The following is a 16,954-nucleotide window of genomic DNA, read 5'->3' as shown; positions in this document are numbered from 1 at the left end:
TTCCGAGCCTGGAGGGCTTGGACATATGACGATTTCAGAGCTTACGCTTAAAACCAGCGCCGAGATCGACGATCCGGTTCGGCGGTTTGAGGTCTTCACCGGCGCGGGGCGCCGGCGGGACTGGTCTGCCGAGGACAAGGCGCGGATCGTGGCGGAGAGCTTCGAGCCTGGGGCGACGGTGAGCGCCGTCGCCCGCCGCCATGCCTTGTCGCCGCAGCAACTGTTCACCTGGCGCCGCGAGATCCGCAAGGCCGCAGATGCGGTGCCAGCGTTCGTGTCGGCGGTGGTCGCGCCGGAACCTGCAGTTACACCGCAGCGGCCGGCGCCCACATCACGGCGCGCTCGGCAGCGCCGCGCGGCGGCCATCGAGATCGACGTCGCCGGCGTCAGGGTGACGATCGAGAACGGGGCCTCCCCGGCCACGATCGCGGCGGTGCTCGGCGCGTTGAAGGCTGGGTCGTGATCGGCCCGACCGGCGCGGTCCGCGTCATGGTCGCGACGAAGCCGGTCGACTTCCGAAAGGGCGCCGAGGGCCTGGCCGCGCTGGTGCGCGAGACGATGGGCGCCGATCCGTTCTCCGGCACGATCTACGTGTTCCGCGCCAAGCGCCCGGACCGGGTGAAGCTGGTGTTCTGGGACGGAACCGGCGTGGTGCTCGTCTCGAAGCGTCTGGAGGATGGCGAGTTCCGCTGGCCCAAGATCGAGGACGGAGCCCTGCGGCTGACGGCGGCCCAGCTTCAGGCCCTGTTCGAAGGGCTGGACTGGCGCCGGGTCCATGAACCGCAGCGGACGGCGACACCGGTCGCCGCGAGCTGAAAGAACTCGCAAGCATCTGACGAATATGATTGAATCCGCGTCATGGCCTCGCTCCCGCCAGAGCTTCCCCGTGACCCCGAGACGCTTCAGGCGATGCTGATCGCACGGGAAGCGGAGATTGCGCGTCTACGCCAGATCATCAAGGAACTGCAGCGGCATCGCTTCGGTCGCCGGGCCGAGAGCCTGCCCGAGGATCAGCTTCTGCTGGGGCTGGAAGAGGTCGAGCAGGTCGAAGCCGCCGGGTTCGCGGCGTCTGAGGAGACAGTGCCAGCCGAGAAGGCGGCCCGGGCGCGCCAGCGCCGCGCGAACCGCGGCGCGCTGCCGGCGCATCTGCCGCGGATCGAGACGGTGGTCGATATCGAGCGCAACATCTGCCCCTGCTGTGCCGCCAAGCTCCATCGCATCGGAGAGGATGTGGCTGAGCGCCTCGACATCGTGCCGACCCAGTTCCGCGTGCTCGTGCTGCGCCGGCCGAAATACGCCTGCCGGTCCTGCGAGGGCATCGTGGTGCAGGCGCCGGCACCGGCCCGGCTGATCGAGGGCGGCATCCCGACCGAGGCGACAGTGGCCCAGGTGCTCGTCTCGAAATACGCTGATCATCTGCCGCTTTACCGTCAGGCCCAGATCTATGCGCGCCAGGGCGTCGCGCTCGACCGCTCGACGCTGGCCGACTGGGTCGGGCGCGCGGCCTTCCTGCTGCGGCCCGTGCATCAACGGATGCTGGCGGTGCTGAAAGCCTCGCCCAAGCTGTTCGCCGACGAGACGACCGCGCCCGTGCTCGATCCTGGCCGGGGCCGGACGAAGACGGGCCAGCTCTGGGCTTATGCCCGCGATGACCGGCCCTGGGGCGGCGTCGACCCGCCCGGCGTCGTCTATGTCTATGCTCCCGACCGCAAGGCGGAACGACCGATCGCTCATCTCGCCGGCTTCGGCGGCATCCTCCAGGTCGACGGCTATGGTGGCTACAAGGTGCTGGCCGAACGCGGCGAGGTTCGCCTGGCCCTCTGCTGGTCCCATGTGCGGCGGCGCTTCTACGAACTCGCCCAGGCCGGCCCCGCGCCGATCGCCAGCGAAGCCCTCCAGCGCATCGCCGAGCTCTATCGCGTCGAGGCCGCGATCCGTGGCCTCGACGCCGATGAACGCCGAGCCGCGCGCCAGGAAAAAAGCAGACCGATCCTCGAGGCCATGGAGCCATGGCTGCGGGAGAAGCTCAGCCTGATCAGCCAGAAGACGAAGCTCGCCGAGGCTATCCGCTACGCGCTCTCGCGCTGGGAGGGCTTGAGCCTCTTCCTCGATGACGGCCGCGTCGAGATCGACTCCAACACCGTCGAGCGCTCGATCCGGCCGCTGGCCCTAACCCGCAAGAACGCACTCTTCGCCGGCTCCGACGGCGGCGCAGAGCATTGGGCCGTCATCGCCTCGCTCGTCGAAACCGCGAAGCTCAACGGCGTCGAGCCGCACGCCTATCTCGCCGACATCATGACCAGGATCGTCAACGGTCATCCGAATAGCCGCATCGATGAACTGCTGCCCTGGGCCTATCCGGCACACCCCACTCTCAGCGACGTGGCCTGAGGACGACGCTTACCATCAAGGAACACGTCGCGCGCGAGATCCAGGAGCGTCGCCTCGATGCCTGGAAGGCCAACAAGATCCAGGATTTCTACAAGAACCGCGCCAAGGCTCAGTGGGCCGCGGCCTGATATGAAACCCACCCCAGTAGTGGCGAGGTCAAATGCAATCTATTGACGGTGCAATTTGTCCGCCTATCATGCCTTCAGGGAAGCAGGGGCAGGGGCTATGCGATATTTTCTCGCGGTGGCTGTCGTTGGCTTAAGTCTCGGATTGTCGCCGGGAGCTCGCGCTCAAGCCGAGAAAATCGACAACGCTAGCCTAGAGGCGGATATTGCTGCCTATAGCAGCTGCCAAGCAACTTGCGCGAAGGACTTGGCGAAGCAGCTTCTCGACAGCGGCATCGACATCACGCTAACGACTGTCGGCTACGTACAAGGCTCGAACAAGTCCGACAAACTCAAGGTTCTCACCTTCTACGCCTACGTGAACCGGGTTATCGCATCGGGCCAGAAGGTGGTCGGAAGCAACGCAGCTTGCTACCAGACATGCGACGGGCTCAATCAAGCCATTGTGACGCTCGGATCCTTAGGAGCGCTCGGGCCGATGAAGCGCGGCCAGCGCGTCGATCCAGCCATCCTGCAAAATCCGAAGGTTATCGAGGCGTACAAAAAATACATCAAACCGATCCAATTGCCCGCAGAGCAACGAAGCCGCGAATGGGAGAAATTCGTGTCTTCTACAGCGTGAGCCAGGGCCCAAACGATCGCCTCGGCGAGTTTCGTCTTCTGGCTGATTAGTCTGAGCTTTTCACGCAGCCACGGCTCCATGATCTTCGCTTCTCGCGCGATCAGCGTCGCCTGAAGCGTCTCGGGGTCACGGGGAAGCTCTGACGGGAGCCAGGCCATGAGGCCGTTTTCAACCATATTGGGTCAGATGCTTGCGAGCGCTTTGAGCTCGCGGCGACCGGCGCCGCCTCCCGCTGCGTTCGACCCGGCGCCAATCCAGTCCTTCGAACAGGGCCTGAAGCTGGGCCGACGCCAGCCGTAGGGCTCCGTCCTCTATCTTGAGTCAGCGGAACTCGCCATCCTCCAGACGCTTCGAGACCAGCGACGTCACAATGCGGGATCAGGCTGACAGGTTCGTCAGGTTTGGCCGAGTTTGAGCGCGACGCAACGGCTCTCGCCGACGCCCTGCTACAGAGAAACGGCGGATCTGTGCTCTGTCGGCTCAGGCCATCAGAATGGCCAGACGCCCTTAACAACACTGTCGACCTGACACCGGAACGTCTTTCCAGTCGTGTCGGCACGATTATTGGTGACCATATCGCGTTCGGAGGCTTTGGATGGCCAAAACCCGTTCATGCGCACGGAATCTTTCTGAAGAGCCGGAAACAATGCGGTCCCGCTTGCGTCCGTCTTCCAGGTTCCATTGGCGGCTCCCAACACCGAGGCGCCACTCGAATTAAATCTTCCTTCGTTAGATATAATGTTTAGAGCGAATGTCTCATTCTTGCCGTCGACGCCTGTCGCATTAGTTGAACACAATAAATGGACCGACGCCACATCGGCAGAGGCAGCACCAGATAATAGTAATAACATAGTGGGGACGAATTTGATAGCGCGAGAAATATTCGAGATGCTCAATAGAGAATTTGCCATCGCATCCTCCGCTTGCCAATCTGAGATTTTAGTAGTTCTCAGACTCCAGAATGTGAAGTAACAGGTTCAAGTCTCGTGCAGTGCTACGGTCACCGAGAAGCGGGGTAAGGCGACCGTTGGGACGCCGCCGCTGGAGGGGGGCAGCCAAGCCTCCTCTTCAATGGAGGCCACGACGTTCCGAGACTTCTGCAGGATGTCATCTGCGACACGGAAAGTGGCAGTCCATCGTTCCTCGCTCCCGGATACGCGATAGTCGATGCCGTGGTACGCATCTCCTCCGACCCATAGGCTTGTGCAATCGCGCCCTGAATCGTCGATAATAGGGAACTCGTCGCCGCCACGCCGCTCGCGAACGGCAATTCGAACTCGTCGTTGTTTTGCACCTCCGTCTATCGCTGGGCGTGGACCGGAGAGCATCACGCTGATCATCTTTGCCGTTCCGGCCGCCCCATGCCGCGCATCGATCGGCGTCACATTGACACTGAACTGACGCGGGGGCGGGATGCGGCCCTGGACGGTGGTCGGCGCGGAGAGGCGTATGCCAGCCCTGTTGTTCGCTCGTGGCGCACCGCGGTGGTCCTTGCGCGCGTGTTCTTGCAGGCGAACGAGTCCCAACTTGAATATCGTGTCGTGCGCTGTGGGCAGGAGCATGTTGAGGTCAGCGTAGACGCTTGGCCCTATGCCGGTCACTGCTGGCAGATCATGGGCGAACTTTGCAGGTGCGCTTAGAACCGACACCGCCGCCATGGTCTCCCGCATGGTGAGGCTTTCGACGTCAAATTGACCTGGCACAGGCATAAGAAGATGGGGGTGGAACCGCGAGCCTGTCCCTAGATCGATATGCGAGTTGTCTAGGAAAATGCTGCGCCAGTCGCGGCCGGCGTCTGACTGCTGCGGGTTCGCTGGCGCCGGGCCGGCGCCGAGAGGATCATATCCCCAAACTGAGACGAAGCCTCCTAACGGACCTAAGTCAGCCTCGTGAAGTCCGTGTAGTGATTTGTCGTTTGGAACGAAGGTAGCAGCCTCTCCGTCCACTAGACTCAGCGTTGGGGGTGGCCAGAGTACAATCCCGAGACGCTCATCTTCGCCGCTGGAGAACCAGGGACGGTGCAGCCACAGTCGCAGACTGGACGTACGTTCGCCTTCAATTGTCAGGCGGGCGCCGCTCTGGCGCCTGACAAGCTTCGGCCATTTAAACTCCGGCAGCACATCTTTGACCGCGACAGGTGCTGGTCGCGACGTCGACGGTATCCAAAGCAGCTCAGTTGGTTTGCCCGACACAGATCGATCTGCTGGGGCCGGGGCATCCGCTTTGTTAGGAGAGGTAATCAAAGCTGAGTGACGCGGTAGGGATCGTGCCCGGAGCCGAGCTCGCCGAGCTTGTGACTGGCTCAGTATGGTTGTGAAGGCTATTGCGGCCCCGGCAAACGTCGCATCGACAGCCGACATCACGGTTTCAAGGCGCAACTCGCGGAGACCAGCTCGGGCGTCGGGCGGTAAAGGTATATTCGAGATTTTGAGAAGCTCCACCCAGCGGGGTTGGAGCGGCGCCCCGCTTGTCGACGTAGGAACTGGTTTCGAACCATCATCCCAGCCAAAATGGGCCGTATCTTCGGCGGTGAGATTAAAAGGTAATGACTCCGGAGCGAAAGGCGCGAGCTGGGGCGGAAGCACTCTTGGTTCCAGATCGAGGGTGCTGTTCCCCGGTGCAACGAGCTCAGCCTCAATAATGATTTCGTGGGTCGTTGCTGGGTCAAAAGTGATGGTTCCCCCAGGCACTACCGCAGTTGCTCCGTCCTCCGCGGCATCTCCCAACTGCCACTCGCTGGCGGGACCGCTCTCGTTAAGGAAGCGTGCAAGTTCCGGCTGATCCAAAGTACTTGGGCGAGCAAATCCTGCTGACCCGGCCAGGAACTCCGGGGCAAAGTTTGACTTGTCGCTGGCGTAAATGAGATCGAGATCCAGCGTATCGGCGATTTCCGCTAGTGGCTCGGCTCTCATGTGTAAATGGAACGAGGCGGCTACGGCATCTAGCCCCGATCGATCGGCACATGCCCGGTCGCCAAGGAGGGAAACAAGGCCAATCAGAGGAGCAGTCGCGCCATTGCTTCCGCAAGCGTGGCCTTCTGCCTGCGCAAGCGTTGCCGCCTTATCTACCGCGTCGAACCAGGCAGCGAGGTCCGCGGCATCTGGGACCAACCAAGCGCGCAATCTCACCGTTTCACCCGGCGCGAGCTTAACGGTGACAACACGGAGATCGACGGAGGGAGCGGCCGGAGAAGAGGATGCCTTGTCCCAGCCACCATCGCTCAGTCGGCGAGTTTCACTTTTGGGGACGGCCATCAAGTCGATGCGGACCGGTAGCACATCGGGCCAGGAATCTGGCGCTTTGGACTCAATGGGCTGGCGAACTCGTATGAGCAAAGGGGGGTCATCGAGCCACCCCCCGTGTTCTGGATGAACAAGACGCACGACAAGTATGGCGGCCGCCGGATCGGGATAATAGGGCGTGCAGCGGATTTCGCGCTTCTCTCGTTGCCCACGAACGCGGAATCGGGTTGGAAGCTTAACACCCTTGCTGTTTGCGACTATCGCTTCGTCACCCTCGATGTAGGCGTCTCGCAAGCCCTGCCGAGGGATCTTCACGGGCACATTTGCCCACTTGTTCTGCTTATTTCGAACTCGGATAAACGTCTGTTCCACTGCTGCGTCAAAGACATCATGTCGCGCCGCCGAAGCGCATGCGACTGCAGGAACGAGAAGAATGCGCGATGTTCGGTTGAGGCTGCGCGCATCATCCGGCTGTGGATTTGCTGCTCGAACGATAATCATGCGCTCGGACGTTTGCAGCTTGTGCTCCAGCGAGCCTTCGCGTTTGGTTCCGGGAGCTAAAAGAACAATTGGTTTTGCAATAGGTTCGTGGCGCAGGTAGCGGAAGCCTGGCTTATCGTATGGCGGCCACGGTAACGGGCTTTCGTGGTCTGATAGCACTTGGCGAGCGTGATCGAGTGTCGGCCCGCCACCGCCGATGGTTCGATCGTCAAGCGCCAATCGATATGTCCAGCCGAACATCAGCGGGCACAGCTCTGCCGCCGAGGCTACCTTAACGCGTTGTCCAACGAGAATGTCTTCGGCTTGCTTGAGCTCCACCCTGGCGACCTTCCAAGGGGCGGTCTGTCCGACAGGAGGTGCTGCGGGTAGTTCGTTGGGTGCGCCGCCCAAATCGTCGCCATTGTATGCCGCTATCCGCTTGTCGTAGGTGGGATGCAAAGGCGCATTCTCGCCCGCCTGCATTTGATATTGGATTTTGGCAGCTACGCCGGCAGCATCTCTCTCGAGGTCTGTCAGCCAGCTTGGCGTTAAGGTCCGAAGCGCTGCCTGGGGCCAGTTCGCATCGGCCGCTTTAAGCCAAGGGTCGAGAAAGCTCACCGTCCGGACCGAGGTGGGAAACCAGGACGTTTTTTTGTTCGCGGTGTCGATGCCAATGAGGAGACGCGAGGGGGCTCGAAGGTCCGTCGCATAAACCATCGCATTATCAGCGGTCCCGGGATCTGACTTCTCCGGGGGGTAGAGCGATAGTGGACCAGTGATCAGGCGCGTTGGCCGACCATTTGCCTGGCACTGATGATCCGATTCCACACAAAGCGTCGGCTCTATCGAGCACGCATGAGCGTGAGGGTGCCCTTTCGGCGAGAGCACGCGCAGTCCAGACTTTCCCCATGGAGCAGTTGTCGGATCCTTCAGGACGCGTCCCCAGTCATTTGGGACGGCGGGGAAGAACGATGCGGCCTCCAAGTCCAAAATCGTCGCAACGTGCTTCTGGGACATATCTCCGGCTTGCGGAAGCAACTCGCAGCGGACCGCGGTCTCACCCTTAGCTTGCACGGGAGGAAGATCGAGAAGCATATCGCGCGCGAATCCAAAAAGGCGCATTAGCGCAGGCGAAGCGAGAAGTTGGTGAAGCCGCCGGCCTCCCGGACCAGACTCCTTTTCGAGTTCTTTGTCGTTGGCGGCCACGAGATGGAACGAGGCGTGGTGCAGCGCGTGCATTCTGTCGCTGAGCCACAGTAGATCCTCGTTGCCGCGTCCCAGAGCGGCCGCGACTATTGCTTCAAAATCCAGCATGCGCGCATAGGGATGATCATCGTTGGCGTGACCACACTCGCATTGAGCTAGCCACTCCGCGACATCTGGCGGACCGATGAGTTGGCGTGCCAAGTTCAAGTCTAGCGCGCCCACTCCCGCCGCAGCGAGTTGGATCATAGGCTCCGCGGCTCCCAACCACGGCCTGCCGATCGCCGCGAGCGACCGCATGGAAGGGCGGATTAGTGGCCGCATCGCGAGCGGGCTCGCTTGTCCTCCGACTGTTTCAAGTGCCGTGCGGGCGCGTTCCAGTGGCAGCAGCAGCGACGCTTCCAGGGTTGGCGTCGGTATCGCATAGGCAGTTTGACCTGGCTCATCAGAGGTCGTTGCTTCGCGGAGGAAATCAGCAAGTCCCGACGAACCGCCGAACGCTCGTCCCCACAGAACCTCGATACGATCGCGTTCCTTAGTGGTGAGCGAATGAACGGTGTCTTGAATCCTTCCCGTTCCAAGAGCGCGTCCTAAGCGTGCGTCTTGTAGCGACACCGGCCGTTGAGCCCCTTGTAACGCATCGAGCCATGCGTGGGCTCTTTTGGGCCACTCTTCAATCGGCCAGCTAACGCATTCTTCTTTTTGGTCGGTACTTCCCACCCGCCGCCCCGGTAGCAAAAGGAGTATTAATCGTAGAGTATATCCACCATTTGGGAGACGCCCATGTATTCCGTTAGGAACCACGTGAAGAAGCGGCGTAGTTTCGCTCATGCGCGTAGCCTCCGGCCAAGCACGTTTGAGGGATTGGCGTATCGTGCCGAATATGCCGTCCAGTCTTGCATCATGCCGGGCACATCTGAATGCAACACCGCCGCTCCGGCGGGAACAAGCGATGCATGTGGCGTCGATCCGCCCGCAAGCATGATTAGCGGATCACCAAGCTGCGGGCGCATCAAGCTCGCGTTATTCTCTAAACCACTTCCCGCATCGCGACTGGCATGAACCGTGAAGCTCTTCGTAACGGGGCCGACCGAGAAACTATACGTTAGAGCGGCCGTTCCTTTCAGTTTCTCTTTAACGTAGTCCATCGCCAACACGAAGCTGGCCGCAATACCAAAGCAGGCGATGTGTCCTTCGAAGGCCGCGACGAACAATGCGGAGAATCCCGGGCTGCCGCCCCCGTCGAAAACCCTTAGCCCGGTCATAACTCGGCCCGAGCCTTGGAGGCTTCCGTAACTGATCGCGACTGCGCCGCCGAACTGAAATGCGATATCAAATTCGGTCGCGAGATCGGCTTTGCCTGCCTTCGCTATACTTCGGAGCCTGGCATAAGCAGTGCCGCCATAAGGCGCGCACACCAGCATTGCTGGCTTTTCAGGTGTGGAAAGCGAGAGCTGAGCGTGCCCTGCGTCACCATTAAATGGCAATTCGACATGTGCATCGAAGGTGACATCGAGCACTGCCATTGTGCCGAGTTGTATAGCTCCAAACCCCAATCCGTATCCCGCCCGCAATCCAGGTTTGCCGTTCGGGCGAGGGATTGAGTAGATGCCGTTCGGGACCGGGGTATCAGCCGCAGAGGCCGCGCCGCCACCTGCATCTCCCTCCTGGAGCTTGCAGTATGCGGCAAGGCCTGCCAAGAAAAGTAGAAACCCTGTTGGTTCAAATCTCTTTAACTTTGGCTCGTCAATTCGAGCGGGTGAGCCTGGCGTTCCTTCAAATCCAACACCGCTGAAGAATAATGTAAGCAGTTTTTTCGCTTTCAGCTGAATGCTAATGTCGAAATCGCCGACTGAGCCGTTTATTCGCGCCGAGACCGGTGCTGTAAGATCCCGCAAATCAAGGGCAGTTTCGGCGCGGACCTCGTAACCGCCGCCTCTAAAAGAGACGATGTCACCCAGCGTTATTTCGTCTTTCAGTGGCGGGGCGGCCCAGGCGTAGTCGAGGATTTTCCGCGTCGGTATAAGCCGAGCCAGTTCGTTTTCGAGTTTCTCACGCAATGCGTCGATGTTGAGCGTTCTTAGCAGTTTGTGCCTAGCAGCCGCGAGCAGCCGGTCGCCTACTTGGTTCAGAATTCTTTGGACGCTTGATCCGGCACCTTGGGGAAGAAACCACGCGGCGATTCTTTCTACAAGCTCGTCCGCACGCGCGCTCGCATTGCTGTTTAAAGCCTGATCTATGTGTTCGCGCTCCCGATCAAGGTCGTCTTTACCCACGATCGGATCGGCAGGAGCGCTGGGTAGCTGCGGTGTCAAATTTAAAAACAGTAGTACCGAGAGCCGCTCCTCGCCGCGAAGATCGAGACGCTGATCAATTGGGCGCAGATTCAGCAATCCCTTTGTTCTAAATTCCTGCGCTTTGCTCAAGAATGCGCTCATGGCGCTCAAGATTTTCTTGGCGGCCGCATCAGCAGCCGCCGCAGCAGGCAGCGCTGCTGCGAACACCAAGTCATCGACCGCAGCTCTTCCCGCAGCCATCAAAGCGTCCAGCCTTATCAGAGGCTTCGTGCCGTCGAGCTTTGCCAGGGCCGCCAGAAGGGCAGGGGTATCCGTTACCTTTTCCAGGTCGTCACAGGCAGCGCCGATGAAGCTATCGCTGGTCCGCATGGGCTCGACGATCGCGGCGGCGCCCGCCGTTCCAAGAGCAGGCTCGAGCGCTGACGCAAGCTGGCTGAAATTTGCCTCCGGCGGGCGCAAGAGCCTGAGCAGAGCTGCGGCTAGGAGTGCAGCCTCACGCGCGGCCGCTGCTTCCATTGCATTCTGGGCCGATTTTGTGATGGCTTGGAGCAAGCTACCAAGAGCGGAGCCGAATGCAGCGCGCGCGGCATCCAGACGGCGCAGCTCTTTAATTAGCCGGTTCGCTCCTTCGACAGCAGTCGGCTCGCAGGGATTGCCTGTTCCAAAATTTGCCAACGCCGCGGCAAGCTGTCCTAGGGCCGCGCCTGTCGATTTGGCCGGTTCGCTCAAATCCACCTTTGTGCAAAGCGCCCAAAGACGCGCGCAGATCTCAGCCGCGGGAGCCGGCGGCGTTCCTCCGCCGCAAACAGCTGGCTCACAAGGCCTTCCAACAGCATTCGCCAATAGCGCATCGCGCAGTCGCTTCGCTGCGACGGCCATTTTTGTGCCGGAAGCAGTGCAAGCATCATCCAGTCGGGAATTAGCCCAACGCCGTAGTCGATGAACGCCTTCCTGCTCGAGCGCAGCCAATGCTCCGCGCCAATCGGCGTTCACGAGCAAGCGCAGTGCAGAGTAGAAGCGAGCGAGCAGTGGCGAGTGCGGAAGCTGATCGAACGCACTAGAGGCCCGCTGAATCCCGCTGCGAAGGGCTTGCAAACGCTCATGCGAGACGTCCGGCACGGGGTCTGCCTTAAGCTTGGCCTGCGCCAGCTCAAACCACCGCCGCCTAAGTGCGATAAGACTTTCCGGCAGCTCCTTCGGCCGCAGCGCGAGTATTTCCGATGTGGCCTCGTCGAACGCTCGGCCGACGTGGTCGACCAGCAATTTTTCCTCTTTGGATGAAGGCGGAGGCTGGAGGCCGCCAAGAGCAGCGTTTAGCGCAAAGAATGCTTCACCCACTGGGAGAAATGCATCGCGAATTCTTTGCGGTATTTCCTGAGATAGGAGATCGGCAAGGCCATTTTGGAGGGCGACCCGTGAGGCCTGCTCGATATTGTCCCTAATTGTAGAGAGCTCTGATTGCCCAAGCTCGGTCAATGGGCCGAGCGGGTTGGCAGCTAGCCGGTCCAATTCCGACCGAACTGTACGACCGGCTGTCACCACTTCAGGCAATGCTGAGGTGCCAGTCGTCTCCATTCGCTCCAGAGAGGCGTTTAGTGCTGAAAGCGTCGACCAAACGCTCCGATAAGCAGACCGCAACAGCGCTGCGGTCTCCCCTTCGCTTTCTGAGAAGCGATGCAGAACTGGGGTAAGGAAACCGCGAATGGCCCGGGCAAAGTCCTTCGCCACAACATCGGCCGAACCCTTCGCGTCTCCAAGGCCAAATTCAATTGTCTGACGAAGCAGCGGAGCAGCAGCAGCTCCTTTAGCTGCTTCAAGCAACGAGCTGAGGCTAACAAGACCTAAGATGCGCGCGTCGGGTGTTACGAAGTTTCTATCGACCGTCGCGGGAACGTCCTCGGGGTTCGCCGGTGTCTTTCCTCCGATTGGGCCCTTGCGGCCGATGAAGGGGTAAGCAATCTCGGGCCTGACCAACCCGGCTGCTCGCTCGCCGTTTTGACCCATCGTCTGGTTCGGCGGCTCTTCTCCTAGGACTCGAAGAATGGCTTCCCGGCGGGGGTCCGAAGTAGGGGTTTCGCCACGCAGGATAGCGTCCGCGATCTCGCGTTGTTTCGCTAACCTCTCGGTCCGAAGCTGTTCAAATTCTTCGATACTTTTTCCTTCGATCTCGCTTTTGAATAGTATCGGCAAGCCCGTCTCGAGGTAGTTCGTCAGAAATTGTACGTGGATTGCCTTCTGGGGATTGCCCGTGAATCGGGCAACGCCATCGTGTCGAATGGTGGCTTCAAGGCACCTCGGGTAGAATGGTGGCTGATCATCACTCTCCATCGCGGCATTCATCTGCCAAGCGATGGACGGTTCTCTGGCGGGATCGCCTTCTCCTCGAGAAGACAGAATGAAGCGGGGCGGTTGTACGGCCTCGCGGCTATCAACCCTTACATCCCAAGAGAGCGTTTCGAAGGTAGTATCGCCGCTGACGTCCTCTTCCGCATAACGACGTAGCGCGCCAGAGTGGTCGATGCGCCGTAGAGCGCTCCAAGCGGCCATGTCCGCCTCTTGATCGCTCGCGCGGGGCACAAAACTGCGAGCGCCAGGGTGGTTCCAGTAGCGCTGCAACTGACGCATGGTTCGTGCGTCGTGGGCCGCCTGATTGTCCACGAAAATGAGCGGCATGGACACCGGCTCAGGTCGGCCATCGACCGCAAAGCGGAACCGCACATTCCCTTTCTCTCCCGGAGCGGTTCGCGGCCAGAAAACAAGGCCCGAGCGCTCATCCTGATCGAGGCGTCCGCTGAGTTCTTCGCGCCAGTTTTCTGAATCACCCGCCCGCGCGGTCCTCGTGGGATCAAGCAGGTCCGGCGTTTGTTGCGTTAACATCGTGAGAGCGCGGGCAGGCCAACCGCGTCCTTCGAACGGGTGCGCCACGCCGGGAAATGTCTTCTCAGGATTGGCTACTTGAATGAAAAGGCGCTGTACCTGAAAGGCAACTGGACCACGCAGGGCGGTGGCTGCTGTATTATACGGGTCGGGCCAGGGGAGGTAATGGCGCTCCGTGACCTTCAGCAAGGCTGCCCGGAAGCCTAGAGGATAGAGGAAGCCTTTGTATACGACCTCTGTTGTTACCTCTCTTCCGAGCGAAACGAGAATGCGAATTCGCTCTAGGCTATAGGCATCGAAGATGTTGTTGCCTTTGAGATCGCGAAGCGCCGCGGGCGGCACAAAGGGCGCTTCTAGGTCGAGCGTTCCGCCAATTGGCGTGATCCGGAGCAACCGCGTTGGCAGAGTACGCGGGACATAGAGACCTTGCTCGTCGAGGTCTTGGGGTTGCAGTCCCTCAGTGAGCCGAAAATCTTCTGGCGGGCTGATCTGACTTGTTTGAAGAACACCGCCTGCGCCGCGACGTGCCAGTACCGGCAAGCCATGCAGGCTGGAGAGCGCAACTATCTGGCGTCGGTCAAAGTCATCAAGCGCAAATACCGGTGGTTGTGGTCGAGCAACCTGCAGGCCCCGCTCAGGATGCTTGAGCGGTTCGTCGAGCCAATCGTGTGGCGGGTCACAATCTTTGCAGGGGCGAGGTGGTTCGAAATCGGGAGTGTGGATCGCGCGCAAGCTGAAGGCATGCCCGGGCGTTTCGCGCAGGTCCGCGCGCCATAGCGGCACACGGCCTCGCCGTTCAACATGAGCATTGCTGGCTTGAAACCGAGCCGAACGGGCGAGCCCGGGTTTGCCGGGAGCGATGCCGCCGCTGTCGGGCGAGAGAATTAGCCGCGCGGGAAGCTCAATGGCCGTCTGGTCATCTGCCGGCCCCTTGCGAAGAATTTCCCTTAGGCGCCGGAGACGCTCTTCGACTGTCGTCGAGCTTTTGAGGCCCAACTGATAGGCGAGCAGGCGACTAAGTTCTTCAGCTGGCGCCGTTTCGGCGGCCGCTAAACTCGTTTCAGCTCGGCTGCTGACACGGAGCTCCATCGCGCCCCAGTCCAACAGCGAGGCCAACGACCAAGGATAGGTGCCTCCCGCCGCAATTTTTATTTCGAAGGCCAGCCGCGTTTCCTCGGCGGCTCGGGCTGCAATCGGCAACGCTTGCGGCGATCGCGAGCGATATCCGTCTTGAAGAGCCTTTTCGAGCGAGGGAAGCGGTTCCGCGGTTATCGGCACCTCTTTCAAGGTCGAGGCGAGCGCAGCTCGTATCTTTCCTTCCCGGACAGCGACCGGCCAGTTGTCGCGCCATGTCTGGAGAAGAAGCGGGGCCTGCGCCTTGGTACCCCTCCACACGCGCAAGATATTGGCGAGATCCGCTTGTCGTTTCGCAGCTTCATCGAGAAGTTCGAGAAGGGCTCTGGACGCTGCTTGGGCGGACGCAGCGTCCACTGGACGAGCCTCTAATCGGCCATTCCGGCGCAGTACGTCTGCAATGAGAATTTCGTCGAGCCCTAGCGAGATTCCCCCGAGTTGAGGAAGCTCGGCTAGCTTCTGAGCGGCCTCACGCGCAGCCCTGCGGCCTAAAGGCGTAATAAGACCATCCTGTCCGATATAGATGCTTTCGAGTTTTTGTGTTCTTTCGCTTGGGTATCCAGCGCCGCGCTTATCTTTATCAGGAAATGACCCCGCATACCGCGTGGAAAATTCACCGCTGAATTTCGTAAAGCTCTCCCCGAACTCCTTGGTCATCTCCTTGGCAAGCTTCTCCCGTGCCGGGGGATCAAAGGCCGCCGAGAGTTCCTCTGGGCGTAGTTGGCGGCCTGGTAACGTTGGTGCCAGTCTGGGGAAGGCTTCCTCCATGACGTGCTGCGGAGGCAGTCGGACGATCAACGTAGGTTGGCCGGGTAACCCGGCAGGGTGCTGCAGCACTGCCGCTCGTTTTCTTACGACAAGATCAAGGCCGCGGAAGCCGAAGCGGGCGTGGAACATGTCGGCGTCGCGACGTGTCCACAAGTCAGCGGAATCGAGCGAGACCCGCAGCGGCCCTGCCTGCTTGGCGAGGGGAATGCGACCCGTTTGCTCGTTTGCGCCGTGGGCAGCGGCGATCGCTAGGGAGACAATCGTTCCAGAACGAAAGTCGAGACGTCCGAGATCCGCGAAGCCGGTGGCATTCGCATGGACCGGCAAACGCAAGCCAATGTGGCGCAGCTGCGCTTTGGCACTTAAGTGGAGCACCTTACCCGCTCGTCCCTCGCCGACGATGTCGGAGGATCCTGTTGCGGACAGTTCGACGCGACCTTCTGGTGTATCAATGCGTTGTTCGTGCTCGGGAAGCCGGAGATCGAGCCACCATGCCCCTGCTGATGGCCCCGTGGCCGAGAGGCGAATGACGCTGTTTTCACCGTAGTGAAGTCGCGTGTTAGCGACTGTGAGCTGGCCTCCACCTTTCAGGCGCAAATGCGGAGAGCCGCCATCTGCCTGAACAACCGACAAATGCTTCGGCTTCGGCGCAATGACGATCGCTGCTTTTCCACGCTTGCCCAGGTTCCGACTGCTTTTGAACTGCGGTTCCTCAAATGCCGCGAGCACAGGGTTGTCAGGCCTTCCGGGCAGCAATTGGAGCAAGCCATCCAGGGTCAAACCATGGCCTAGCGAGAAGCCGCCCTGGCTGCCGAGGTGAAAGGCCAGTTCTTTATCGAGTCTGCAGAACGTTGAGCCTGCTGGAGCGATGCCAAAGCCCTTGAGAAGCGGGGAGGCGGGGATAGGCTCGGCCAGCAGCGCAGGAAAACGCCGGGGATGCCCGTTTGCGATGAGTTTAGCTCCAATACGGCATTGAGTGGTAACCATTAGGCCAGCCGCACTTTGACCGAACTTAAAATCGAGCTGCACGGCTTCACCGGCGAGCGTGCCAGTTAGTTTGATTTCCAGACTGTCTTGAAAGACTTCTGCGCGCGCATTGTCACCTAGCGCGCTTTGCAATTGGACCGCTGTCTTGCCCCACGTTTGCGTATCGCCGAGCACTCGGAAGCCGCCGTCCTCTGTTCGCTCGACGCGCAACGAATTTGCGAAGGCGCGATTTGCTATTGCAAGGCTGGGGATAGCCAGCACGGTTCGCCGCGTCAGTCCCATAATTCGCCCCCCCAGTGTTAGATCGGATACCTGTGCTACCTCATTTTATTCGAAAGTGATCGCAGATCGGATTATCGCGCCCAATAAATCAAGCGCGACTATAAGTTAGTTCAATCAATTTGATTAGCGATGGTTCACGCCTATACGAAAATCCATCACTTACTTCTGTATAATTGCCTCAGCAGCGAAATAATATTCAAATAATCCGCACGAATTGCGTCTATTTTCGTAAAATTAATGCGCAGTCATCCTGCGAGACAATCAACGTCGAAGTGACAATTTGTAAGGACCGCCACGTGGTGCGCTGCCAAGAAGGGGATAAGGCATCCAAACACCCTCTCAGTTTCATGGTATGCAACTTTCACGATATTAAACGAACAGAGTCAAGATCAGGCCTTACAAAGTGGCCACTCTACACAACACATTCCCTTAAGTTAGCGACGGCATTGCGTCGTCTCGGGCGCACTTGCGCCGAGGTTGAGAATGCCGGGGTGTAAAGCAGATAGGCATGGCGCTTGCTCCTGCCGGTCGGTTTGAATGGCAAGG

At 60.0% G+C, this 16,954-nt stretch carries 6 protein-coding genes; 4 read left to right on the top strand and 2 right to left on the bottom strand.

All coding sequences use genetic code 11. The features are described from left to right. Positions 1–25: 25 nt before the first annotated feature. From tnpA to FQV39_RS33030, 4 genes are all read left to right on the top strand, one after another. Positions 26–463: an IS66-like element accessory protein TnpA gene (tnpA, locus tag FQV39_RS04600; protein ID WP_149129231.1), complete on the top strand. Its 438-nt coding sequence runs from the start codon at positions 26–28 to the stop codon at positions 461–463. Then, positions 460–816: an IS66 family insertion sequence element accessory protein TnpB gene (gene tnpB / locus FQV39_RS04595; protein ID WP_187640172.1), complete on the top strand. Its 357-nt coding sequence runs from the start codon at positions 460–462 to the stop codon at positions 814–816. Before tnpA ends, tnpB begins: the two co-directional genes overlap by 4 nt. A gap of 42 nt (positions 817–858) precedes the next feature. After that, positions 859–2,391 carry an IS66 family transposase gene (gene tnpC / locus FQV39_RS04590; RefSeq protein ID WP_149129230.1) on the top strand — a complete coding sequence of 511 codons (1,533 nt, stop codon included), beginning with the start codon at positions 859–861 and terminating at the stop codon, positions 2,389–2,391. Positions 2,392–2,616: 225 nt separating this feature from the next. After that, positions 2,617–3,138: a hypothetical protein gene (locus FQV39_RS33030; protein WP_187640171.1), complete on the top strand. Its 522-nt coding sequence runs from the start codon at positions 2,617–2,619 to the stop codon at positions 3,136–3,138. Positions 3,139–4,115: 977 nt separating this feature from the next. On the opposite strand, the gene FQV39_RS04580 is transcribed toward FQV39_RS33030, so the two are convergent. Together FQV39_RS04580 and FQV39_RS04575 are read right to left on the bottom strand one after the other, a co-directional pair. Then, positions 4,116–8,783: a hypothetical protein gene (locus tag FQV39_RS04580; RefSeq protein WP_149129228.1), complete on the bottom strand. Its 4,668-nt coding sequence runs from the start codon at positions 8,781–8,783 to the stop codon at positions 4,116–4,118. 107 nt (positions 8,784–8,890) lie between these two features. Beyond that, on the bottom strand, positions 8,891–16,408 hold the full coding sequence (locus FQV39_RS04575) for a hypothetical protein (protein ID WP_149129227.1): 7,518 nt from the start codon (positions 16,406–16,408) through the stop codon (positions 8,891–8,893). Positions 16,409–16,954: the final 546 nt, after the last annotated feature.

It is taken from the genome of Bosea sp. F3-2 (assembly GCF_008253865.1).
Classification (GTDB): domain Bacteria; phylum Pseudomonadota; class Alphaproteobacteria; order Rhizobiales; family Beijerinckiaceae; genus Allobosea.
This window is presented reverse-complemented; position numbering and strand designations above follow the sequence as displayed.